The sequence below is a fragment of the Curtobacterium pusillum genome (assembly GCF_007680845.1).
GTDB classification, from domain to species: Bacteria; Actinomycetota; Actinomycetes; order Actinomycetales; family Microbacteriaceae; genus Curtobacterium; species Curtobacterium pusillum_B.
In genome coordinates, this window is record NZ_VEIY01000011.1 from 42,380 (window position 1) to 64,553 (window position 22,174).

Here is a 22,174-nt window from a genome sequence, read left to right on the forward strand (position 1 = left end):
ACGTTCCACCACCGGCCCGGGGCCCTTGCATCAACCACCAAGAGAGGCATCGAACATGGCATCCGTGTTCAAGAAGCACACCAGCTGGGGCAGGCGCGGCATCGCGCTCGGCGCCGGGGCAGCAGCGACGGCGCTGGTGCTCACGGGCTGCGCCAGCGGCAGCGTGAGCGACACCGACCTGAACGGCCTGAGCATCGGGACGACCGACAAGATCACGTCGCTCGACCCGGCGGGCTCGTACGACAACGGCTCGTTCGCCGTGCAGAACCAGGTCTTCCCGTTCCTCATGAACACCCCCGTGGGCAGCCCGGACGTCAAGCCGGACATCGCCACCAAGGGCGAGTTCACGAACGACACCACGTACACGGTGACGCTCAAGAAGGACCTCGAGTTCGCCAACGGGAACCCGCTCACCTCGAGCGACGTGAAGTTCTCGTTCGACCGCGAGCTCAAGATCAACAACGAGAACGGCCCGCAGTCCCTGCTCGCCAACCTCAAGAGCATCGACACCCCGAACGACACGACGGTCGTGTTCCACCTCGACCACGCCGACCAGACCTGGCCGCAGGTGCTCTCCAGCCCGGCCGGTCCGATCGTCGACGAGGACGTCTTCAGCGCGGACAAGCTCACCAGCGCCGACGCGATCGTCAAGGGCAAGGCGTTCGCCGGGCAGTACGAGATCACCTCGTACAAGGAGAACCAGCTCATCCAGTACAAGACGAACAAGAAGTACGACGGGCTCCTCGGCAAGGCGAAGACCTCCGAGGTGACGGCGAACTACTACACCAAGGAGACCGACCTCAAGCTCGCCGTGCAGAAGGGCGACGTCGACGTGGCGTACCGCTCCCTGACGCCGACGGACATCTCGGACCTCCGCAAGGACGACAAGCTGACGGTCACCGACGGCCCCGGCGGCGAGATCCGCTACGTCGTCTTCAACTTCAAGACGCAGCCGTTCGGCACCGGCCAGTCCGGCGCCGACGAGAAGAAGGCCCTCGCGGTCCGTCAGGCCGTCGCGGACGTCGTCGACCGTGACGCGCTCGCGAAGGAGGTCTACAACGACACCTACACGCCGCTGTACTCGATGGTCCCGGACGGCCTGACCGGTGCGGCGACGCCGTTCAAGTCGCTGTACGGCGACGGCAACGGCGCCCCGGACGTGGACAAGGCGAAGAAGACCCTGTCCGACGCCGGTGTCAGCGGCAAGATCCAGCTCGACATCCAGTACGCCCCGGACCACTACGGTTCGGCATCGGACGACGAGTACGCGCTGCTGAAGACCCAGCTCGAGAAGTCGGGCCTGTTCACCGTGAACATCCAGTCGACGGTCTACACGACCTACGCCCAGGAGCGCACGAAGGACGCCTACCCGGAGTACCAGCTCGGTTGGTTCCCGGACTTCTCGGACGCGGACAACTACCTCTCCCCGTTCTTCACGAAGGACAACTTCGTGAACAACCACTACGACGACGCGGTCATCCAGGACCTCATCGCCAAGGAGCAGGCGGAGTCCGACCCCGACAAGCGCGCGGACCTCATCGAGCAGGCGCAGCAGCGTGAGGCCGAGCAGATCTCGACCCTCCCGCTCCTGCAGGGCAAGTCCGTCGCGGTCGCGAACAAGGACGTCAAGGGCCTGAAGCTCGACGCGTCGTTCAAGTTCCGCTACGCGACCCTCTCCAAGTAACCTCCAGCACCACAGACGACAGCCAGGGGGCGTCCCGAACAGGACGCCCCCTGGCCACGTCCTCGAAAGGCACACCTCCCCGTGACCCTCACCACCCCCGAGGCGATCGAGTCCGAACCCACCAAGCCGCAGGCACAACGACGTGCTGGCAGCAGCGGCGGCGGACTCGGCCGGTACGTCCTCGTCAGATTCCTCCTCATCTTCCCGACCGTCTTCATCCTGGTGACGCTCGTGTTCTTCCTGATGCGCGTCATCGGGAACCCGATCACCGCGTCGGTGGGCGGGCGACTCACCCCTGACCAGCTGGCGGCTCGTCTGCACGCCGCCGGGTACGACCGCCCCGTGTTCGTGCAGTACATGGAGTACCTCGGCAAGATCGTCCGCGGCGACTTCGGCAACGCGTCGACGGACAACCGCCCGATCACCGAGATCATCCTGCAGTACGGCGGCGCGACCGCCGAGCTCGTGTTCTACGCGCTCATCGTCGCGCTCGTGCTCGGCATCCCGCTCGGCATGCTCGCCGCGTACATGCGCGACAAGTGGCCCGACGTGCTGTTCCGTGCGCTCGCGATCCTGACGTACGCGACCCCCGTGTTCTTCGGCGGTCTGCTGCTGAAGCTCGTGTTCTCGGTGTGGCTCGGCTGGCTCCCGCTCGGCGACCGCGCGTCCACCAGGGTGGAGCTCGTCCTCGACCGGATCCCCGGTGCCACCGGCATCTACATCATCGACGCGCTCCGCACCGGCAACGCCGAGATCATCGGCGACGTGCTCGCTCACGCCGTGCTGCCCGCCCTGACGCTCGGCCTGCTGACCGCCGGCATCTTCCTGCGGCTGGTGCGCGCCAACATGATCGGTTCGCTCGGTTCCGAGTACGTCGACGCGGCCCGCTCACGCGGTGTCCGGGAGGCGCGGCTCGTCCGGACGCACGCGTTCCGTCCGGCGCTGGTCCCGATCATCACCGTGATGGGTCTGCAGATCGCCATGCTGCTGGGTGGGTCGGTCCTGACCGAGACCACCTTCGGCTGGCGCGGGCTCGGCTTCGAGCTCAACCAGTACCTGTCCGCCCGCGACTTCGTCGCGGTCCAGGGCATCGTCGCGATGCTCGCAGTCATCGTCGCGGTGACGAACTTCATCGTGGACGTCGTCGCGGCGCTCATCGACCCGAGAGTGAGGTTCTAGAGATGGCTGACACCTCCCTCGTCGACCGCCACGAGCCGCTCTGGAAGCGGCTGCCCGTGGTGGTCCAGCTCCGCCGGAGCACCGGCTGGCAGCGCGCCATGCTCGTCACCGGCGTGGTCATCTGCGCCCTGTACATCGTCGTCGCGATCGCCGCGCCGCTCATCGCCCCGTACGGCTTCGGCCAGCTGCAGGGCGCGGACGGCCAGAGCTTCCCGCGCACCGGCGCACCGAGCTCCGCGCACATCTGGGGCACCACCGTCGGCGGCTTCGACGTGTTCAGCCGGGTCGTCTACGGCGCCCGGACCGCGGTCCTCGTGGTCATCGTGGCCGTCATCGTGTCGATCATCATCGGCGTGCTCCTCGGCATGGTCTCCGGCTACATCGGCGGCTGGCTCGACCGGATCCTCGTCGTCGTCGCGGACGCGATCTACGCCTTCCCGTCGCTGCTCCTCGCGATCGTCGTCTCGATCGTCATCTCGGGCGGCAACTCGAGCTACGCCGGCGGCATCGTCGCGGCGGCGATCTCGATCACGGTCGTGTACGTCCCGCAGTACTTCCGGGTCGTCCGCGCCGAGGCCGTGCGGCTGAAGAACGAGGCGTTCGTCGAGTCCGCGCGCGTGATGGGCACGAACCCGTGGCGCATCATGACGCGGCACGTGCTCCGGAACTCGACGCGCTCCCTGCCGCTCATCCTCACCCTCAACGCGAGCGACGCGATCCTCACGCTCGCCGGCCTCGGGTTCCTCGGCTTCGGCATCGGCCCGACGTCCGGCGCCGAGTGGGGCTACGACCTCAGCCGCGCGCTGTCCGACGTCGCGAGTGGCGTCTGGTGGACCGGTGTCTTCCCGGGTGTCGCGATCGTCGTGCTCGTGCTCGGCGTGACGTTCATCGGCGAGAGCCTCAACGACATCTCCGATCCCCGTCTGCGTGCGCGCCGGCGGCTGAAGCAGCTGGTGTCGCGCAAGCAGGCCGCCAGCACGGAAGGGGCGACCGCATGACGGACGCAACCGGGACGCCGGGCGCCACCACGCGCCTCCAGGCCGGCGACACCACCACGGAACCGGTCGTCGTCGTCGACGACCTGACGGTCACGTTCGCGACCGACGGCGGCGCCGTCGACGCCGTGCGCGGCGTCAGCCTCGACGTCCGCCCGGGGGAGGTCCTCGCGCTCGTCGGCGAGTCCGGTTCCGGCAAGTCCGTCACGGCGCGGAGCATCCTCCGCCTCATGCCCGAGACGGCGACGCTCGGCGGCGCCGTGCTCCTCGACGGCACCGACGTCGTCACGGTGGGGTCGCAGAAGCTGCGGAGCCTCCGCGGGACCGCCGGTGCGATGGTGTTCCAGGAGCCCTCGACGGCGCTCAACCCGGTCTTCACGGTCGGGTGGCAGATCGCCGAGGGGCTCCGGGCGCACGGCGGGGTGTCGAAGAAGGACGCGCGTGCGAAGGCGATCGACTACCTCGGCCGCGTCGGGATCCCCGACCCCGAGACCCGTGTCGACCACTACCCGCACCAGTTCTCCGGCGGCCAGAAGCAGCGCGTCGTCATCGCGTCGGCGCTCGCCCTCGAACCGAGCGTGATCATCGCTGACGAGCCGACGACCGCCCTCGACGTGACGGTGCAGGCGGAGATCCTCGACCTGCTCCGCCGCTGCCGCGACGAGTTCGGCACCGCGATCGTGATCATCACGCACAACATGGGCGTGGTCGCCGACCTGGCCGACCGCGTCGCCGTGATGTACCAGGGCGAGGTCGTCGAGGAGGCCCCGGTCGGGCAGCTGTTCGCGTCCCCGCAGGCCGACTACACGAAGCGGCTGCTCGCCGCGGTGCCCCGGCTCGAGGCGTCCACCGGCACGGCCCGCCGCGCCGCGATCACCTCGGACGTCGAGCCCCTGGTGTCCGCGCAGGGGCTCGAGATCGAGTACCCGGGCCGGCTCGGCGCGCACGCGTTCAAGGCGGTCAAGGGCGTCGACCTCGACATCCGCCCCGGTGAGGTCCTCGGCCTGGTGGGGGAGTCCGGTTCGGGCAAGACCACCATCGGCCGGGCGATCGCCGGGCTGACGAAGGTCACGGGCGGCTCGCTCAACGTCCTCGGCACCGAGATGCTCGGGTACCGCGAGCGGGACTTCAAGCGGCACCGCAAGGACATCGGGTTCGTCTTCCAGGACCCGGCGACCTCGTTCAACCCGCTGCTGACCATCTCGGAGTGCGTCGCCGAACCGCTCGTCGTGCACGGCGAGGCGTCGAGCCCGCGCGCTGCCCGGAAGCGGGTCGGCGAGCTGCTCGAGGCGGTCCAGCTGCCGGCCTCCTACGGTGACCGGTACCCGCACGAGCTCTCCGGCGGCCAGCGGCAGCGTGCGTCCCTCGCCCGGTCGCTCGCGCTCCGGCCGAAGCTGCTCATCGCCGACGAGCCGACCAGCGCGCTCGACGTGTCGGTGCAGGCGCGCGTGCTCGAGCTGTTCCTCGAGCTCCAGCAGGACCTCGGGTTCGCGTCGCTGTTCATCAGCCACGACCTGGCCGTGGTCGGCGCCCTCTCCGACCGGATCGCCGTGCTCTACCGCGGCGACCTGGTGGAGACCGGCACCACCGCCGAGGTCCTCGGCGCCCCGCAGCACCCGTACACGCAGCGGCTCCTCGCGTCGCTGCCGGTGCCGGACCCGGCGGAGCAGGCCGAGCGACGGCGTACGCTGGTGGAACTGGAGCGCGCCGGGTCCTGACCCGACGTCACCAGCCAGGAGGCGCGACCCGCGTCGACCACGCGCGCCGCGCCTCCTGGCTGTCACCTCCACGGCACCACGCACGACGACCGGCCGGCGCCGGCCCGTCGCGAACCGCCGCCAGGGGGCGGCGTGGAAGGGGACCCATGATCGCGGTCAACGGACCGGCGGTCGTCGCAGACGACGTGTCGATCGAGTACCGGGGCGGACGCGGGACGGACACGATCCGTGCCGTGGACGGCGTCAGCCTCACCGTCCGGCAGGGCGAGATCCTCGCCGTGCTCGGCGAGTCCGGTTCCGGCAAGTCGACGTTCGCCGCGGCGATCGCGGGGCAGCTCGGCGCCACCGGCGAGGGCGAGGGCGCCCACCGCCGGCACATCGTCGGGGGCGAGCTCACCGTCCTCGGGCAGAAGACGCGGGGGCTGCGCGCCACCTCCCGGAAGCTCGAGCGGCTGAGTGGCCGCATCGGCTACCTGCCGCAGGACGGTGCCGACCGGCTCAGCCCCGACCTCACCGTGGGCGAGGCGATCGCCGAACCGATCTACGCCCGGGACCGCCGGTTCGACCGGAAGGAAGCCGGGCTCATCGTCGCGCGCCTGGTCGACGCCGTGCACCTGCCGCTCGGGGTCATGCGCCTCAACACCTGGGAGCTCTCGAGCGGGCAGCGGCAGCGCGTCGCCCTCGCCCGGGCACTCGTCCTCGAGCCGCAGCTGCTCGTCGCCGACGAACCCGCCCGTGGCGTGGACGTGCTCGTGCGCCAGTCGGTGCTCGAAGCCCTCGCGACCCTGCAGCGGAACCGGCAGTTCTCGGCCGTCGTCGTCTCCAGCGACCTGCGGGAGGCCAGGGCACTCGCCGACCGCGTCGCGATCATGGCCGAGAGCCGACTCGTCGGGCTCGGCACCTTCGACGAGGTGCTCGACAACCCCGTCGACCCGTACGTCAAGACGCTCGCGGCCACCGCAGCGCGACCGGTGAAGCGCCGTCCGGCCGCGGTGACCCCGCCCCGCCGGTCGTCTGCACCGCGTCGCCCGGTGGCGGCCGGCACCGGACCCCGGACCGAACGGCAGGAGAACGCATGAGCACGTCGACGTCCGAGGACCGCGGGGCGCGAGGGCACCGCGCGGTCGTGACCGACGCCGGTGCGGCACTGCCCGTCGCGCCGCCCACCCCTGGTCCGGTCGCGATCCTGCCCGCCGGTGCCGGCACCGCGCTGCACGAGGACGCCGTCGCGTCGGCGGGCGGGACCGTCGCCGCGCTCGGCCCGGACACCGCAGGGCTCGTGTGGCTCGACCCGCGGGACCCGGCCGGGCTCGCGGCGGCGCTCGACGACGCACCCGGTGTCGGCTGGGTGCAGCTGCCGTTCGCCGGCGTCGACGCCTTCGCCTCGCTCATCGCGTCCCACGGCGACCGCGTGCTCTTCACCTCCGCCAAGGGCGCGTACGCCGAACCCGTCGCCGAGCACGCGCTCGCGCTGACCCTCGGCACGCTGCGGGTGCTGCAGAAGCGCGCTCGTGCACGCTCCTGGGCGACCGAGCCCGAGGGCGTCTCGCTCTACGGCCGGAACGTGGTCGTGATCGGGGCCGGCGGGATCGCGCAAGAGTACATCCGCCTCCTGGCGCCGTTCGAGGTCTCCGTGACCGTGGTCCGGCGCTCGTCCGACCCGGTGCCCGGTGCCGACCGGACCGTGACCACCGACGCCCTCGACGAGGTCCTGCCCGACGCCGACGTGGTGATGATCGCCGCGGCGATGACGTCCGGCACGGCGAAGCTGTTCGGCCCGCACCAGTTCGCGATCATGCGGCCGTCCGCGCGGCTGGTGAACATCGCGCGCGGTGGGCTCGTCGACACGGACGCCCTGGTCCAGGCGCTGCGGGACGGCTCGATCGCCGCAGCCGGGCTCGACGTCACCGACCCGGAGCCCCTGCCCGACGGGCACCCGCTCTGGGACGAGCCGGGTGCGATCATCACGCCGCACCAGGCGGACACGCCGGAGATGGTGGCGCCGTTGCTCGCCGAGCGGGTGCGCGCGAACACCGAGGCGTTCCTCGGTGGTGCCGGCGAGGGCTTCGTCGGGGTCGTGGACCCGGTCGCGGGGTACTGAGGCGGCACGCCCGGGATGCACGTCCGATGCGCGAGGCGGCTCCGGGTTGCTGCTATGCTGTTACCCGTTGTTCGCACGTCTTCCGCCAGCGGACAGTGATCCTCGATAGCTCAATTGGCAGAGCAGCCGGCTGTTAACCGGCAGGTTGTTGGTTCGAGTCCAACTCGGGGAGCAGACAGGCCCCCACCGTTCGCGGTGGGGGCCTTCGTGTTCTCCTCGGGCGTGCCCGGGCTTCTCGTACGGCTCTGCCAGCTGATGCTTGGACGGAAGCTGTTAGCGTTCACAGGTGATCACCGTGCGCCGAGCCCTCACCGTGGGCGTCCTCGTCGCCGCGGCGATCGGGCTCACCGGGTGTACGGCGGACGCGGACTCCGACCCCGAGGACTCCCTCGACGCCGGTTCGACGTCTGGTGTCTCGGCCTCCGGCACGTCGCCGGTCGTCTTCGCGTTCGTGTGCGCGACGGGGTCGGCCGGCCGGACCGAGACGTACACGACGTACTCGGCGGTGTGGGACGACGACCGGACCGACTGCAGCGCCGATCGCATCACCGGCACGGAGATGTCGCCGCAGCAGCGCGCGGCCGTCGACGCGACCGACGGCGACGCCACGCTGGAGGAACTGGCCGCCACGTGCGCCGAGCGGGGGACCGGGCCGTGGGTCGGCGCCGTCGAGAGTGCCCGTGCGGCCCACGTCGCCGCCGGCCTCCTCGAGTACTGTCCCGGGCACCCGGAGACCGGCCACCTGCGGGACGCGGTCGCTGCCTGGCGGAGCTGAGCCGCGCCTCCTGGACCGGTGGGCGTGCGCCCGCGTCAGCCCTCGGGGTGGTCCCGTCCGGGCAGCCACGACTTGCCGGGCACGCCCCAGCTGTTCTTGCGGACCGCCTTCGCGACCTGCTTGCCGAACGGGTGCACGAGGCGGTCGGCGTAGAGCCAGCCGTCGAGGTGGTCGTACTCGTGCTGGAAGATCCGGGCGAGCCAGCCGTGCGCTTCGACCTCGAACGGTTCGCCGTGCTCGTCGACCGCGCGGAGCAGGGTGCCCTCGGAGCGGCGGAGCGGGAAGCGCTCGCCCGGGACCGAGAGGCAGCCCTCGGACTCCTCGTCCTCGTCGAGCTCCTCCACCGACTCGGGGACCGGGGGAGTGGTCCACAGGACGGGGTTCACCGCGACGCCGCGGTGCAGGACCTCGTCGTCGTCGGTCCACGAGTACACGAAGAGCCGCTTGCCGACGCCGACCTGGGGTCCGGCCAGCCCGACCCCGGGAGCCAGGTCCATGGTCTCGAACATGTCGGCGACGAGGGAACGGAGGTCGTCATCGAACGCGGTGACCTCGGCTGCACGCTCGTGCAGGACGGGTTCGCCGGTGATGCGGATCGGGAGAACGGCCATTCACCCAGGTTATCCGGCGGGGACCGGTACCCTCGACGCGTGACGTCGGACCTCCAGATCCCGGACGCCGTGAGCAACCTCACGCCGTTCCAGGCGCTCATGATCCCCGTCGCGCTGGTCGGCGCGGTCTTCCTGTCCCTCGGCGCGCAGTTCCAGAGCCGGGGGGTCCAGCGGGTCGAAGCCCGGTTGGGTCGGCAGTCGAAGGGGCTCAGCGTCCGGCACGTCGTCGGGCTGGTCTCGAGCGGCTACTGGGTGCTCGGCACGCTCATGCTCGGCATCGCGGTGGTCCTCCAACTCATCAGCATCACGTTCGCACCGCTCATCGTCGTGCAGCCCCTCGGTGCGGTCGCGCTCGTCATCACCACGTGGTTCTCGTCACGGTCGAGCGGCGTCCCCCTCGGCAGGCGGGCCCGCCGTGCGGTGTGGACGTGCATCATCGGTGTCGCGATCTTCGTCGGGATCGCGGCCTTCGTCGGGCACGAGAGCGCCATCACCCGGCAGCAGCTCGTGACGGTGCTGGTGATCCTCGCGGTCGTGCTCGTGCTGGTGCTGGTGTCCTTCCGCCTGGTCGCGAAGCACAAGAGCGCGCTCTACTACATCGTCGGTGCCGGCGTCCTCTACGGGTTCGTGGCGACGCTGGCGAAGGTCACCCTGAACCGGTTCGTGAACCACACGTTCGACTGGCTCACCGTGCTGGCGATCATCGGCGTGGTCGTCGCGGCGTCGCTCGGCGGGTACTTCGTGCAGAACGCCTACTCGAGCGGTTCGGCTGACCTGGTGATCGCGGGGCTCACGGTGATCGACCCGATCGTGGCGGTCGGCATCGGCGTGGTCGTGCTCGACGAGGCGTCCGGGGCGCCCTGGATCGCCGTCGCCGGGTTCGTCGTGGCAGCGGCGATCGCGATCACCGGGGTGTTCATGCTCGCGAAGTACCACCCGCAGTCCCGGGCCTGAGCGTCGGGCCGCGCCGCGTCGTACCTGGGTGTGACGGGGTCCGCCGCGAGGCGGACGTGCCCTGCGGATGCGGTGCGGTACCGTCGAGGGACGACCAGCAATCGCCCACGAGAGGACGACGCCAGCCGTGTCAGACGACGCCACCACCGCCAGCGCAACTGCCGAGCCGACGGGTGCGACGGCCGGACACCGACCGCTGCGTGTCCTGATCGCCGCGGACACCTTCGCCCCCGACGTCAACGGGGCCGCGACCTTCGCCGAGCAGCTCGCCGTCGGGCTCACCGAGCGCGGGCACGAGGTCCACGTCGTCGCCCCCGCCTTCGGCCGCCAGTACGGCACCTTCGACGAAGAGCTGCACGGCGTCACGCTCGTCGTTCACCGGCTGAAGTCGTACAAGTGGCCGCTGCACCCGTGGCTGCGGTTCGTGTGGCCGTGGAGCGTCCGGAAGTGGACGGCGCCCATCCTCGACGCCGTGCAGCCCGACGTCGTGCACATCCAGTCCCACGTGATCATCGGCCGCGGGATCGTGCACGAGGCGAAGGAGCGCGGCATCCGGGTCGTGGCGACGAACCACTTCATGCCGGAGAACCTCCTCGAGTACACGCCCTTCGGCAAGTGGACGCTGCCGATCGCCCTGAAGATCGCGTGGCGGGACGCGGCGAAGACCTACCGACTCGCCGACACGATCACGACGCCGACGAACCTCGCGGCGGACTACCTCCGTCGCGCGATCGCCGGCCAGCGGGTCCTGGCGATCTCGTGCGGGATCGACGCCTCGCGATACGTCGCGCGACCGGGTCGTCCCGCGGGCAACGACATCGTCTTCGTCGGCCGGGTCGCCCCGGAGAAGAACCTCGACGTGCTCGTCGCTGCGCTGGGGGAGCTGCCGCCCGAGCTGCACGCGACGCTGACGATCGTCGGCGACGGCGAGATGATCCCGAAGCTCAAGGCACAGGCGGCGGAGCTCGGCCTGCAGGACCGCGTCCGCTTCCTCGGGTTCGTGTCGGACGAGGTCAAGCAGGAGGCGCTCACGAACGCCACGGTGTTCGCGATGCCCTCCACCGCCGAGCTGCAGAGCATCTCGTCGCTCGAGGGGATGGCGTCGGGCCTGCCCGTCGTCGCGGCCGACTCGATGGCCCTCCCGCACCTCATCGACGGCAACGGGTACCTGTTCACCCCGGGTGACGCATCGGACCTCGCGGCGAAGCTCGCGGCGGTGCTGACCGCCTCCGACGACGACTACGTGGCCATGCGGGAACGCAGCCTCACGATGATCGAGGCACACGACATCAACCGCACGCTCTCGACGTTCGAGGCGCTGTATCGTGGGGAGCCGGTGGCCTGACGGGCCCCGGCGAGGGGCGGTAGCCAAGCTGGTCAAGGCAGTCGGCTCATAACCGAACGATCCGCGGGTTCGAGTCCCGCCCGCCCCACGTGCACCTGCCGAAGAAGCGCGACAGCCAGCTGGACGACCACAGCCCCACCCCGAACGTGACGTTCGAGGTGACCAGGGGCGGCACCGGCGTGCGCGTCAACGCCTTCAGGATCGGGTTCATGGGCGCGATCGGCGTGCTCGTCGCCCTCGTCGCCGGGTCGATCGTGCACCAGCTGTCCACGGTCCTCGTCTACATCGGCGTGGCCCTGTTCCTGGCGCTCGGCATCGACCCGCTCGTGTCCTTCCTCGAGCGGTTCGTCCCGCGGTGGGTCGCGATCACCGTCGTCGTGGTGGGTGTGCTCACAGCGTTCGCCGGGGTCGTCTTCGCGGTGGTCCCGATCCTCGTGCAGCAGGCGACCAACCTCATCCAGAACTTCCCGGACGTCGTCCAGGACATCTCGCAGCAGGACTGGGTGCAGGACCTCTCGAAGCAGTTCTCGGGGTCGTTCGACATCGACCACGCGCTGCAGTCGCTGCAGTCCTTCGTCGAGAACCCGGGCAACCTCCTGAGCCTCGGCGGCGGGATCCTGGCGGTCGGCAGCGGGATCCTGTCCGGACTGACCGGCGCCGTGATCGTCATCATCCTGATGCTCTACTTCCTCGCGTCGATGCGCGGCATGAAGTCGATGACCTACCGCTTCGTCCCGGCCTCACGCCGGCAGAACTTCATCGACGTGAGTGAGCAGATCACCCAGGCGGTCGGCCGCTACGTCGTCGGGCAGATCTCGCAGGCGCTCATCAACGGCATCCTCAGCCTGGTGTTCCTGCTCATCATCGGGGCGCCGCTGCCGGTACTGCTGGCGTCGTTCGCGTTCCTCGGGTCGCTCATCCCGCTCGTCGGCACGCTCGCGGCCGCGATCGTCATCTCGCTGCTCTGCCTGTTCGCGTCGCCCGCGACCGCGTTGGCCGCCGCGATCTACTACCTCGTGTACATGCAGGTCGAGGCGTACGTCATCTCACCGCGGATCATGTCCCGCGCGGTCCAGGTGCCCGGCGCGCTCGTGGTCATCGCTGCGGTCGCCGGCGGCACGATCGGTGGGGTGCTCGGTGCCCTCGTCGCCCTGCCCGTGGCAGCGTCGGTGATCATCATCGTGCAGAAGGTCATCTACCCGCGGCAGGAACAGGCGTGAGCGGCTTCGCGGACCACGTCGCCGAGCGGGAGCGCTGGGCACGCGGCCCCCGTGGGCCGCTCGCGCTCGTGAACGCGCAGCACGTCGACCACCCGCAGCCCGTCTGGCCGGTCCCCGGACAGTGGGCTCCGGCTCCCGGCGGTCTGTCGGTCACCGCGTCGACCGACGACGGCGTGGTCGTCGACGGCGTCACGATCGACGGCACCGTGCTGGTCGCGGGCGACGGAGCCGTCGTCCCGTCCACGGTCGCGTTCCCGGACGGCTTCGCGGGGACGGTCTCGGCCGGCATGCTCCGCGTGTGGGACCCGTCCGCCGAGCCGATCGCCCGGTTCGCCCGCATCGCGCGGTTCGACCGCACGGACGCCTGGGTCACGTCCGGCAGGTACACACCGGTCGACGGCCTGGAGGCGCGGGGCAGCGTCCTCGACGCCGCCGGCGATCCGCTCGAGGTCGCCGGCCACGTCGACACGACCGTCGGCAGCGCGGCCTCCGGTGGCGTGGACGTGCGGTTGGTGGCGGTGCGTTCCGCCCCGTTCCGCGGCGCTGCGCGCCTGCAGCTCATCGTGCAGGACGCCACGAGCGCGTTGCCCGAGGACGACCCGGGCAGCACGTACTCGATGGGGCGCTTCCTCTACCTCGACGACCCCGGCACCGCAGCCGACGTCGAGCTCGACTGGAACCTGCTCGTCCTGCCGCCCTGCGCGTTCTCGTACCAGTTCGCGTGCCCCATCCCGCCCGAGCAGAACCGCATCCCGGTGCCGATCACGGCGGGGGAGCGGCACCCGGTCGACGCCTCGGGACACGTGTTCCACTGACCGTCTGGCGTTCCCAGCGCCCAGGCTGCATAATGGGCGTGTCCTTCGGGACATCACAATCGGATATCGATGGTTCCGAACGAACCTCCGTGGTTCCAGGTCGATGGGGAAGTCGCACCTGACGAATCGGAGGAATCGTGGACGGAACGACCACCGGGGTGCTCTACGTGCACTCCTCACCACGCGCGCTCTGCCCACACGTCGAATGGGCAGCAGGTCGCGCCATGAGCCGTGCCGTGAACTTCTCGTGGCTCGACCAGCCGGCGCAGGACGGTGCCCGGCGCACCGAGTTCACCTGGACCGGCGCGGTCGGCACGGGTGCGGCGATCGCCTCCGCCCTGCGCGGGTGGGAGCACCTCCGGTACGAGGTCACCGAGGAACCGACCTCGATGTCCGACGGCGGGCGGTGGATGCACACGCCGGACCTGGGTGTGTTCTACGCCCAGACGGACGTCACCGGGAACATGGTCGTGCCCGAGGACCGCGTCCGCTACGCGATGGAGGTCGCCGGCAGCAACGCCCTCGAACTCCACCGGGAGCTCCGGCTGGCGCTCGGTCAGGCGTGGGACGACGAACTCGAGCCGTTCCGGCACGCCGCCGAGGGCAACCCCGTCGTCTGGCTGCACCGAGTCGGCTGACCGCGCTCGCGCGCAGCTCGCGGCTCGCGGCTCGCGGCCCGCGGCCCTCGGCTCGCGAAAGCGACACTCTGCCGCGAACTGTCGGCGGCAATCTGTCGCTCTCGCGGCACGAACGTGTGCGATCGCCGGGATCTGTCGCTTTGGCGGAGGAGACGGGCGCGGGCACGGACACGGGCACGGGCGCGGAGACGGGCACGCGACGTGACCGGCCCCGGGACGACGGAAGCCCGCCCTGCGGACGCAGGACGGGCCTCCAGGCCGAGCGGGGTCAGACCGAGCGGAACGCGACGACCGCGTTGTGCCCCCCGAAGCCGAACGAGTTGCTCACCGCCAGCAGGTCGCCGTCCGGCAGCGCCCGCGGCTCGCGCGCGACGTCCATGACGATCTCCGGGTCCTGGTCGGTGAGGTTGATCGTCGGCGGCGCGACCCGGTTGTGCAAGGCGAGGGCCGTGAAGACCGCCTCGATCGCCCCGGCACCACCGAGCAGGTGCCCGGTCGACGCCTTCGTGGCGGACACCACGACGCTGTCGAGGTGGTCGCCGAACACGCGACGCATGGCGTGGTACTCGGCGACGTCCCCGACGGGGGTGGAGGTGGCGTGGGCGTTGACGTGCACGACGTCCTCGCGGGAGGCGTCGGCGTGCTCGAGCGCCTGCAGCACGGCCCGGGCGGCGGCGCTGCCCTCGGGGTCCGGCGCGGTGATGTGGAACGCGTCCGAGGTGATGCCGGCGCCGGCGACCTCGGCGTAGATCTTCGCGCCGCGGGCTTCGGCGTGCTCCTTGGACTCGAGGATGAGCGCCGCGGCGCCGTCACCGAGCACGAAGCCGTCGCGCGTGACGTCGTACGGACGCGAGGCGGTCTCGGGGGAGTCGTTCCGCCGCGACAGCGCCTGCATCGCCGCGAAGGACGCGAGCGGCAGCGGGTGCAGCGCGGCCTCGGCGCCGCCGGCGATGACGATGTCGGCGTCGCCGAACGCGACGTGGCGGTACGCCTCTGCCAGGGACTCGGTCGAGGACGCGCAGGCGGAGAGGTAGGTGCGGGCGCCACCACGGGCACCGAACTCCATCTCGATGGCGGCGGCGGGGCCGTTCGCCATGAGCATCGGCACCGTCATCGGCATGACGCGGCGCGGACCCTTCTCGCGCAGGGTGTCCCAGGCGTCGAGCAGGGTGTTGACGCCGCCGATGCCGGTCGCCCAGTCGACGATGAGGCGCTCCGGGACGACGGACTCGGCGTCGATGCCGGCGTCGGCCCAGGCTTCCCGCGCGGCCACGAGCGACAGCTGCGACGAGGGGTCGAGGCGGCGGGTCTCCGGGCGGGTGAGCTGGTCGGTGAGGAACCGACGCGCCTGGCCGGCGAACTCGACGGGGAGTTCGAGCTCGGCGTAGCGCGGGTCTTCGATGCGGGTGATGCCGGACTTGCCGGCGAGCAGCGCCTCCCACGTCTCCGGGGCGGTCGCGGCGAGGGGTGAGATGGCACCGATCCCGGTGACGACGACGGTCTTCTTGGTCATGGAACGACGTGTTCTTTCGTTGGGGGGAACGAGGAGAGCGCCGCGGCCGACGGTGTCCGCTGGCCGCGGCGCTCAGGAAGCTCGTGTCAGGCCTGGGCCTTGACGATGAAGTCGACGGCGTCGCCGACGGTCTTGAGGTTCTTGACCTCTTCGTCGGGGATCTTCACGTCGAACTTCTCTTCGGCGTTCACGACGATGGTCATCATCGAGATCGAGTCGATGTCGAGGTCGTCGGTGAACGACTTGTCGGCCGCGACGGTGTCGGTCGCGATGCCGGTCTCGTCGTTGATCAGCTCGGCCAGGCCGGCGAGGACTTCTTCGTTGGACAGGGCCATGGGGGTTCTCCTTGAGGGGGGTGTCGTTTGACCGTGGACCAGCCTAGGGCACGAGTGGTTCGCGTGCCCGGAGGCGGAGCCGGGATGGTGGATCAGGGGAGGACGACCACCTGCGCGCCGAACACGAGTCCGGCGCCGAAGCCGATCTGCAGGGCGAGGCCGCCCGACAGGTCCGGGTGCTCGTCGAGCAGGCGGTGCGTGGCGAGCGGGATGCTCGCGGCGGAGGTGTTGCCGGTGGTGGTGATGTCGCGGGCGATCACCACGGACTCGGGCAGGCCGAGCTGCTTGGCGAACTCGTCGATGATGCGGATGTTCGCCTGGTGCGGCACGAAGGCGGCGAGGTCGCTCGGCTCGATGCCGGCGGCCTCGATGGCTTCGCGGGCGACCTTGACCATCTCCCAGACGGCCCAGCGGAACACGGTCTGTCCGGCCTGCCGCATGGTCGGACGGGGTGCGCCGGCAGCCCACTCGTTGTAGGTCGCGGTCATGCCGATCGCGTCCCACTTCGAGCCGTCGGAGCCCCAGATGCTCGGGCCGATGCCCGGGGTGTCGCTCGGGCCGACGACGGCCGCGCCGGCACCGTCACCGAGGAGGAACGAGATCGAGCGGTCGGTCGGGTCGACCACGTCGCTGAGCTTCTCGGCGCCGACGACCAGCACGTGGTCGGCGAGACCGGACTTGATGAAGGAGTCGGCCTGGGCGATGCCGTACGCGTAGCCCGCGCAGGCGGCGCTGATGTCGTACGCAGCCGCCGGCGTCGCACCGATGCGCTCGGCGAGGAGCGAGGCCATCGACGGGGTCGCGACGGTGTGGGTCACGGTGCTGACCAGGACCACGCCGATCTGGGACGGGTCGATGCCGGCCTTCTCGATCGCCTCGCGCGCGGCGGCCTCGGCGAGGTCCACGGCCTCGACGTCGGCGCCGGCACGCTTCCGCGTGATGATCCCGGTGCGCTGCCGGATCCACTCGTCCGACGAGTCGATCGGGCCGACGAGGTCGTCGTTCGGCACGACGTTCTCGCCGCGGGCGGCGCCGAACGCGAGGATGCGGGTGAACTCGTGGCCGCGACGCTGCTGCAGCAGCGGACGGGAGGCGCGGGTCGTCGCCGTCCCGTCGGTCGTGGTCTCCGGGGTGGTCGGGTCGGTCATGCGGTGGCGTCTGCTTCCTGGCCAGCGCTCTGCAGCAGGTCGATCGCTGCGGGCAGGTCCTCGGGGGTCTTGATCGCGACGGACGGCGTGCCGCGGAGACCGCGCTTCGCCAGGCCGACGAGCGCACCGGCGGGTGCGAGTTCGATGATGCCCGTCACGCCGACGTCGGCGAACGAGGCCATCACGGCGTCCCAGTGCACGGGGCTCGCGATCTGCTGGACCATGAGGTCGACGAAGCGACGGCCGTCGTCCACCCGGGAGCCGTCGGCGTTCGTCCAGATCGGCAGGGTCGGGTCCGTGGCGGTCGCGGCGGCGGCGATCGGGGCGACCCGTTCGACCGCCGGGGCCATGTACCGGGTGTGGAACGCACCCGCGACGGCGAGCGGGACCACACGGGCCTTCGCCGGCGGGTTCGCGGCGAGGGCGGCGATGGCGTCGGTCGTGCCGGCGACGACGGTCTGGCCGCCGCCGTTGTGGTTCGCGGGGACGAGCCCGTGCCCCTGGAGGGCTGCGGCGACCTCGTCCGGCTCGCCGCCGAGGACGGCCGCCATCGAGGTCGGTTCGAGGGCCGCGGCGTCGGCCATGGCCCGGCCGCGCTCGGCGACGAGGGCGAGGGCGTCGGACGGGTCGAGGACGCCCGCGACGGCCGCGGCGGTGAACTCGCCGACCGAGTGTCCGGCGACGCCGCCCACGAGGGAACGACGACCGTCGGCGAGCAGGGCGTCCGCCGTCAGGAGTCCCGCGGCGACGATGAGCGGCTGCGCGAGCGCGGTGTCCTTGATGGTGTCGGCGTCCGACTCGGTGCCGTGCCGGACGAGGTCGACGCCGATGGCTTCGGACCACGCTCCGACCCGGTCTCGGACGGACGGCTCTTCGAGCCAGGGGGCCAGGAAGCCGGGGGTCTGGGAGCCCTGTCCGGGCGCGACGACGACGATCACCGGACAATCCTGCCGGTCGCGTCCTGCGGTTCCCGTGTGGGCTTCCCACAGCGATGTCGGCTCGACATTGTGCACTTCCTAGCGACGGTGCGGGATGCGACGCCGGCCGGCGGTCGACTCCGACATCGCCCCGAGGATGAGCGCCGACTGCACGATGAGGGCGTCCCGGGCGTGCGTGGCGTCCCACCCGATGATGTCGGCGACGCGGCGGAGCCGGTACCGCACCGTGTTCGGGTGCACGAACAGCTCGCGCGCGGTGGCCTCGAGCGACCGGCCGGTGTCGAGGTAGCACCACAGGGTCTGGAGGAGCTCGGTGGACTGGTCCTTCAGCGGGACGTAGATCCGCTGCACGAGCGCCGAGCGGGCGAGCGGGTCGCCGGCGAGGGCGCGTTCGGGCAGCAGGTCGTCGGCGAGGGCGGGCCGGGGAGCCCCGCGCCAGGCACGCGCGACGGCGAACCCGGCGAGGGCGCCCTTCGCGCTCGTCGAGGCGTCGACGACGCCGGGGACCTCGTTGCCGAGGACCAGGTGGCCTTCGCCGAAGGAGGGTTCGAGGGCCTGGGCGATGGCGGTGAACGAGACGGGCTCTTCCCCTTCGGGGACGTCGTCCCGCGGGGTCGCGCGGCCGATCACCACGACGAGCCGGGAGCCCTGCACGCCGATGAGCACGTCGGCGTCCATGTGCCTCGCGGTCCGGCGGATCTGGTCGACCTCGAGCTGCTTCGGCGCGTTGCCGACCAGTACCGCGACCTCCCCGTGGCCGTGCCACCCGAGCGCGGCGATGCGTGACGGGAGTTCGTCGTCGTACTCGCCGGAGAGGATCGAGTCGACCACGAGTGCTTCGAGCCGGGCGTCCCACAGCCCGCGGGCCTCGGCCGCCCGGGCGTAGACGTCGGCGGCCGCGAAGGCGATGTCCCGGGAGTACTTGAGGATCGCCTCCTGCAGCATCTCGTCGTCCTTGGCGCGTTCCTCCACCACGGTGACGACCACGCGGATGAGCTGGAGCGTCTGCTGCAGGCTCACCGACCGGAGGAGCTCACGCGGTGCGGAGCCGAAGACGTCGGCCGCCGCGATCCACGGCGTCGACGCGGTGCCCTCGAGCCACGAGATGAACGACGTGATGCCGGCCTGCGCCACCATGCCGACCGCGGAACGGCGGCCCGGGGGCATCTCGCTGTACCAGGGGAGGGTGTCCTCGAGCCGCTTGATGGTCGCGGTCGAGAGTTCGCCCGACACCTGCCGGAGCCAGGAGAGCGCGCGTTCGCGGTCGTTCTCCCGGCCCGCAGCAGGGTCGGTGCGGGGTGTCGTCACTCGCGGATCAGCTCTCGCCGCCCGCGCTGCCGGTCGTGCCGGCGGTCACGTCGTGCAGGCGGTACTTGTCGATCGCCTGCTGCACGAGGGCGTGGTCCACCGAACCCTGCTTCGCCAGCTGCTGCAGCGTCCGCACGACGACCGACGGGCCGTCGATGTGGAAGAAGCGGCGTGCTGCCGGACGGGTGTCGGAGAAGCCGAAGCCGTCGGCGCCGAGCGTCGCGTAGTCGCCCGGGACGAACGGCCGGATCTGCTCCTGGACCTGGTGCATGAAGTCGCTCACGGCGACGACCGGGCCCTGGGCGTCGCGCAGACGCTCGGTGACGTACGGCGTGCGCGGCGCGTCGTTCGGGTTGAGGAACGCGTGCTCGTCCGCGGCGAGGCCGTCGCGGTAGAGCTCACCCCAGCTCGTGACGCTCCAGACGTCCGCCGACACGCCCCAGTCCTCGGCGAGGAGCTGCTGCGCCTCGAGGATCCACGGCACGGCGACGCCGGACGCGAGGAGCTGCGCCTTCGGACCGTCGTGCTCGCTCGGCTTGAGCAGGTACATGCCCTTGACGATGCCGTCGACGTCGATGCCCTCGGGTTCGGCCGGCTGGACGATCGGCTCGTTGTAGACCGTCAGGTAGTACATGACGTTCGGGTCGGCGTGCTTCGGCGAGCCGTCCTCGTTCGTGCCGTACATCCGGTCGAGGCCGGCCTGGACGATGTGCCCGATCTCGTAGCCGTACGCGGGGTCGTAGGACACCACGGCCGGGTTCGTCGCCGCGAGGAGGAGCGAGTGGCCGTCGGCGTGCTGCAGGCCTTCGCCCGTCAGCGTGGTGCGACCCGCGGTGGCACCGATCATGAAGCCGCGGGCCATCTGGTCGCCCGCCGCCCAGATCGCGTCGCCGGTGCGCTGGAACCCGAACTGCGAGTAGAAGACGTAGACCGGGATGAGCGGCTCGCCCTGCGTCGAGTACGAGGTGCCGACCGCGGTGAACGCCGCGAGGGCGCCCGCCTCGTTGATGCCGACGTGGATGATCTGGCCCTGCGGGCTCTCCTTGTAGGCGAGGAGGAGCTCACGGTCGACCGACGTGTAGTGCTGGCCGTTCGGGTTGTAGATCTTCGCCGTCGGGAAGTAGGCGTCCATGCCGAAGGTGCGCGCTTCGTCCGGGATGATCGGGACCACGCGGTCGCCGAAGTCGGGGGAGCGGAGCAGGTCCTTGAGCAGTCGGGCGAAGGCCATGGTGGTGGCGATCTCCTGCTTGCCGGAGCCCTTCTTGACGACCTGGTACTTGGCGTCCTCCGGGAGGGTGATCGACGTGTACTTGGTCCGGCGCTCCGGCACGTACCCGCCGAGCTCGCGCCGGCGCTCGTGCATGTACTGGATCGCCTCGTCGTCGTTGCCCGGGTGGTAGTACGGCGGCGTGTACGGGTTCTCTTCCAGCTGCGCGTCGGAGATCGGGATGCGCATCTCGTCGCGGAACTGCTTGAGGTTGTCGAGCGTGAGCTTCTTCATCTGGTGGGTCGCGTTGCGGCCCTCGAAGCTCGGGCCGAGCCCGTAGCCCTTGACGGTCTTCGCGAGGATGACGGTCGGCTGGCCCTTGTGCTCGGTCGCCGCCTTGAACGCGGCGTAGACCTTGCGGTAGTCGTGACCGCCGCGCTTGAGGTTCCAGATCTGGTCGTCGGTGTAGTCCTTGACCAGCTCGAGCGCCTTCGGGTCGCGCCCGAAGAAGTTCTCGCGGACGTAGGCACCGTTCTCGGCCTTGTACGTCTGGTAGTCGCCGTCGGGCGTCTGGTTCATCAGGTTGAGGAGCGCGCCCTCGGTGTCGCGGGCGAGCAGGTCGTCCCACTCGCGGCCCCAGACGACCTTGATGACGTTCCAGCCGGCACCGCGGAAGAACGCCTCGAGCTCCTGGATGATCTTGCCGTTGCCGCGCACCGGACCGTCGAGACGCTGCAGGTTGCAGTTGATCACGAAGTTGAGGTTGTCGAGGCCGTCGTTCGCGGCGACCTGGAGCTGCCCGCGGGACTCGACCTCGTCCATCTCGCCGTCGCCGAGGAACGCCCAGACCTGCTGGTCGGAGGCGTCCTTGATGCCGCGGTTGGACAGGTACTTGGCCTGCTGCGCCTGGTAGATCGCGTTGATCGGGCCGATGCCCATCGACACGGTCGGGAACTGCCAGAAGTGCGGCATGAGTCGCGGGTGCGGGTAGGACGACAGCCCGCCGCCGGCGTGCGACTTCTCCTGCCGGAAACCGTCGAGCTGGTCCTCGCCGAGGCGCCCTTCCATGTACGCGCGGGCGTACATGCCGGGGGAGGCGTGGCCCTGGAAGAAGACCTGGTCGCCGCCGGACGGGTGGTCCTGCGCGCGGAAGAAGTGGTTGTAGCCGACCTCGTACATGGCGGCGCTCGACGCGTAGGTCGAGATGTGTCCGCCCACGGCGATGCCCGGACGCTGCGCGCGGTGCACGGTGATCGCGGCGTTCCACCGGATCCACCGGCGGTAGCGGCGCTCGAGTTCCTCGTCGCCGGGGAACTCGGGCTCGTTCTCCGGCGCGATGGTGTTGACGTAGTCCGTGGTCGGGACCATCGGCACACCGAGGTGCAGTTCCTTGGACCGCTTGAGCAGGCTCAGCATGATCTCGCGGCCACGCTGGTGACCGTGGGTCTGGACCAAGCCGTCGAGGGACTCACGCCACTCGGCGGTCTCCTCGGGGTCCTGGTCGCTGCTGCCGTGGCTGTACGGGTCCTGGTCGTTCACCGTCACCCTTGACCTCGTTCGTTCTCGTGGTGGTGGACATGGGGGCACCGGTGGTCGGGTCACGACCGGTTGGGGCCCAGACCACTCTAGGCCCCACGACCGACGCGCAGGCTGATGGTGACGTGCACGTGGACAGCGCTTGCATTCGCGC

General features: G+C 70.7%; 19 protein-coding genes and 2 tRNA genes. 14 read left to right on the forward strand and 7 right to left on the reverse strand.

Translation table 11 applies throughout. The features are described from left to right. Positions 1 to 55: 55 nt before the first annotated feature. The 8 genes from FS825_RS17550 to FS825_RS17585 all read left to right on the forward strand — a co-directional run bounded on the left by FS825_RS17550 (position 56) and on the right by FS825_RS17585 (position 8,452). Positions 56 to 1,684 (forward strand): ABC transporter substrate-binding protein, encoded by a 1,629-nt coding sequence (locus tag FS825_RS17550; protein ID WP_144715569.1) that lies wholly within the window; start codon positions 56 to 58, stop codon positions 1,682 to 1,684. Positions 1,685 to 1,765: 81 nt separating this feature from the next. Further along, entirely contained in the window at positions 1,766 to 2,863 is a 1,098-nt protein-coding gene (locus FS825_RS17555) for an ABC transporter permease (protein WP_144715571.1), read from the forward strand. A 2-nt stretch (positions 2,864 to 2,865) separates the two neighbouring features. Then, the gene (locus tag FS825_RS17560; RefSeq protein ID WP_144715573.1) at positions 2,866 to 3,861 is read left to right on the forward strand and encodes an ABC transporter permease; all 996 of its coding nucleotides are present in this window, start codon (positions 2,866 to 2,868) and stop codon (positions 3,859 to 3,861) included. Beyond that, a complete protein-coding gene (locus FS825_RS17565) occupies positions 3,858 to 5,576 on the forward strand; it encodes an ABC transporter ATP-binding protein (RefSeq protein WP_260981301.1) in 1,719 nt (572 codons plus the stop codon). Before FS825_RS17560 ends, FS825_RS17565 begins: the two co-directional genes overlap by 4 nt. 146 nt (positions 5,577 to 5,722) lie before the next feature. Next, on the forward strand, positions 5,723 to 6,655 hold the full coding sequence (locus FS825_RS17570; protein WP_144715575.1) for an ATP-binding cassette domain-containing protein: 933 nt from the start codon (positions 5,723 to 5,725) through the stop codon (positions 6,653 to 6,655). After that, the gene (locus tag FS825_RS17575; RefSeq protein ID WP_144715577.1) at positions 6,652 to 7,677 is read left to right on the forward strand and encodes a D-isomer specific 2-hydroxyacid dehydrogenase family protein; all 1,026 of its coding nucleotides are present in this window, start codon (positions 6,652 to 6,654) and stop codon (positions 7,675 to 7,677) included. The genes FS825_RS17570 and FS825_RS17575 overlap by 4 nt, the downstream gene beginning before the upstream one ends. Before the next feature lie 99 nt (positions 7,678 to 7,776). Then, positions 7,777 to 7,849, forward strand: a tRNA-Asn gene (locus FS825_RS17580). Between the two features lie 114 nt (positions 7,850 to 7,963). Beyond that, positions 7,964 to 8,452 carry a hypothetical protein gene (locus FS825_RS17585; RefSeq protein WP_144715579.1) on the forward strand — a complete coding sequence of 163 codons (489 nt, stop codon included), beginning with the start codon at positions 7,964 to 7,966 and terminating at the stop codon, positions 8,450 to 8,452. A 35-nt stretch (positions 8,453 to 8,487) separates the two neighbouring features. Here the strand turns inward: FS825_RS17585 and def are convergent, their stop codons facing one another. Next, positions 8,488 to 9,063, reverse strand: a complete 576-nt coding sequence (gene def / locus FS825_RS17590; RefSeq protein WP_144715581.1) for a peptide deformylase — start codon at positions 9,061 to 9,063, stop codon at positions 8,488 to 8,490. Positions 9,064 to 9,102: 39 nt separating this feature from the next. On the opposite strand from def, the gene FS825_RS17595 reads away from it, so the two are divergent. The 6 genes from FS825_RS17595 (at position 9,103) to FS825_RS17620 (ending at position 14,035) form a co-directional block, all read left to right on the forward strand. Further along, a complete protein-coding gene (locus tag FS825_RS17595; RefSeq protein WP_144715583.1) occupies positions 9,103 to 10,017 on the forward strand; it encodes a multidrug DMT transporter permease in 915 nt (304 codons plus the stop codon). A 127-nt stretch (positions 10,018 to 10,144) separates the two neighbouring features. Next, the gene (locus FS825_RS17600; RefSeq protein WP_260981302.1) at positions 10,145 to 11,362 is read left to right on the forward strand and encodes a glycosyltransferase; all 1,218 of its coding nucleotides are present in this window, start codon (positions 10,145 to 10,147) and stop codon (positions 11,360 to 11,362) included. A gap of 13 nt (positions 11,363 to 11,375) precedes the next feature. Beyond that, positions 11,376 to 11,450: transfer RNA gene (locus FS825_RS17605), tRNA-Ile, on the forward strand. Between the two features lies 1 nt (position 11,451). Next, the gene (locus FS825_RS17610; RefSeq protein ID WP_260981303.1) at positions 11,452 to 12,582 is read left to right on the forward strand and encodes an AI-2E family transporter; all 1,131 of its coding nucleotides are present in this window, start codon (positions 11,452 to 11,454) and stop codon (positions 12,580 to 12,582) included. Then, on the forward strand, positions 12,579 to 13,397 hold the full coding sequence (locus tag FS825_RS17615) for a DUF1684 domain-containing protein (RefSeq protein ID WP_144715587.1): 819 nt from the start codon (positions 12,579 to 12,581) through the stop codon (positions 13,395 to 13,397). The genes FS825_RS17610 and FS825_RS17615 overlap by 4 nt, the downstream gene beginning before the upstream one ends. Before the next feature lie 137 nt (positions 13,398 to 13,534). Next, complete coding sequence (locus FS825_RS17620; protein ID WP_395886540.1) at positions 13,535 to 14,035, forward strand: DUF3145 domain-containing protein; 501 nt, start codon at positions 13,535 to 13,537, stop codon at positions 14,033 to 14,035. Positions 14,036 to 14,303: 268 nt separating this feature from the next. Here FS825_RS17620 and FS825_RS17625 read toward each other — a convergent pair whose 3' ends face one another. From FS825_RS17625 to aceE, 6 genes are all read right to left on the reverse strand, one after another. Continuing rightward, a complete protein-coding gene (locus tag FS825_RS17625; RefSeq protein ID WP_144715589.1) occupies positions 14,304 to 15,548 on the reverse strand; it encodes a beta-ketoacyl-[acyl-carrier-protein] synthase family protein in 1,245 nt (414 codons plus the stop codon). An 86-nt stretch (positions 15,549 to 15,634) separates the two neighbouring features. Next, positions 15,635 to 15,883, reverse strand: a complete 249-nt coding sequence (locus tag FS825_RS17630) for an acyl carrier protein (RefSeq protein ID WP_058741348.1) — start codon at positions 15,881 to 15,883, stop codon at positions 15,635 to 15,637. Positions 15,884 to 15,975: 92 nt separating this feature from the next. Beyond that, positions 15,976 to 17,031, reverse strand: coding sequence for a beta-ketoacyl-ACP synthase III (locus FS825_RS17635; RefSeq protein WP_260981304.1), 1,056 nt, complete (start codon positions 17,029 to 17,031; stop codon positions 15,976 to 15,978). Continuing rightward, a complete protein-coding gene (locus FS825_RS17640) occupies positions 17,028 to 17,969 on the reverse strand; it encodes an ACP S-malonyltransferase (protein ID WP_144715591.1) in 942 nt (313 codons plus the stop codon). The genes FS825_RS17635 and FS825_RS17640 overlap by 4 nt, the downstream gene beginning before the upstream one ends. Positions 17,970 to 18,047: 78 nt before the next feature. Next, a complete protein-coding gene (locus FS825_RS17645) occupies positions 18,048 to 19,277 on the reverse strand; it encodes a PucR family transcriptional regulator (RefSeq protein ID WP_144715598.1) in 1,230 nt (409 codons plus the stop codon). Positions 19,278 to 19,284: 7 nt separating this feature from the next. Next, positions 19,285 to 22,029, reverse strand: a complete 2,745-nt coding sequence (aceE, locus tag FS825_RS17650) for a pyruvate dehydrogenase (acetyl-transferring), homodimeric type (protein WP_144715600.1) — start codon at positions 22,027 to 22,029, stop codon at positions 19,285 to 19,287. Between the last annotated feature and the right edge of the window lie 145 nt (positions 22,030 to 22,174).

What these genes read in the sequence shown, in the direction of transcription:
- FS825_RS17550 (WP_144715569.1), top strand. Translation starts at nt 56, where the DNA reads ATGGCATCCGTGTTCAAGAAGCACACCAGCTGGGGCAGGCGCGGCATC.
- FS825_RS17560 (WP_144715573.1), top strand. Translation starts at nt 2,866, where the DNA reads ATGGCTGACACCTCCCTCGTCGACCGCCACGAGCCGCTCTGGAAGCGG.
- FS825_RS17565 (WP_260981301.1), top strand. Translation starts at nt 3,858, where the DNA reads ATGACGGACGCAACCGGGACGCCGGGCGCCACCACGCGCCTCCAGGCC.
- FS825_RS17570 (WP_144715575.1), top strand. Translation starts at nt 5,723, where the DNA reads ATGATCGCGGTCAACGGACCGGCGGTCGTCGCAGACGACGTGTCGATC.
- FS825_RS17575 (WP_144715577.1), top strand. Translation starts at nt 6,652, where the DNA reads ATGAGCACGTCGACGTCCGAGGACCGCGGGGCGCGAGGGCACCGCGCG.
- def (WP_144715581.1), bottom strand. Translation starts at nt 9,063, where the DNA reads ATGGCCGTTCTCCCGATCCGCATCACCGGCGAACCCGTCCTGCACGAG.
- FS825_RS17625 (WP_144715589.1), bottom strand. Translation starts at nt 15,548, where the DNA reads ATGACCAAGAAGACCGTCGTCGTCACCGGGATCGGTGCCATCTCACCC.
- FS825_RS17630 (WP_058741348.1), bottom strand. Translation starts at nt 15,883, where the DNA reads ATGGCCCTGTCCAACGAAGAAGTCCTCGCCGGCCTGGCCGAGCTGATC.
- FS825_RS17635 (WP_260981304.1), bottom strand. Translation starts at nt 17,031, where the DNA reads ATGACCGACCCGACCACCCCGGAGACCACGACCGACGGGACGGCGACG.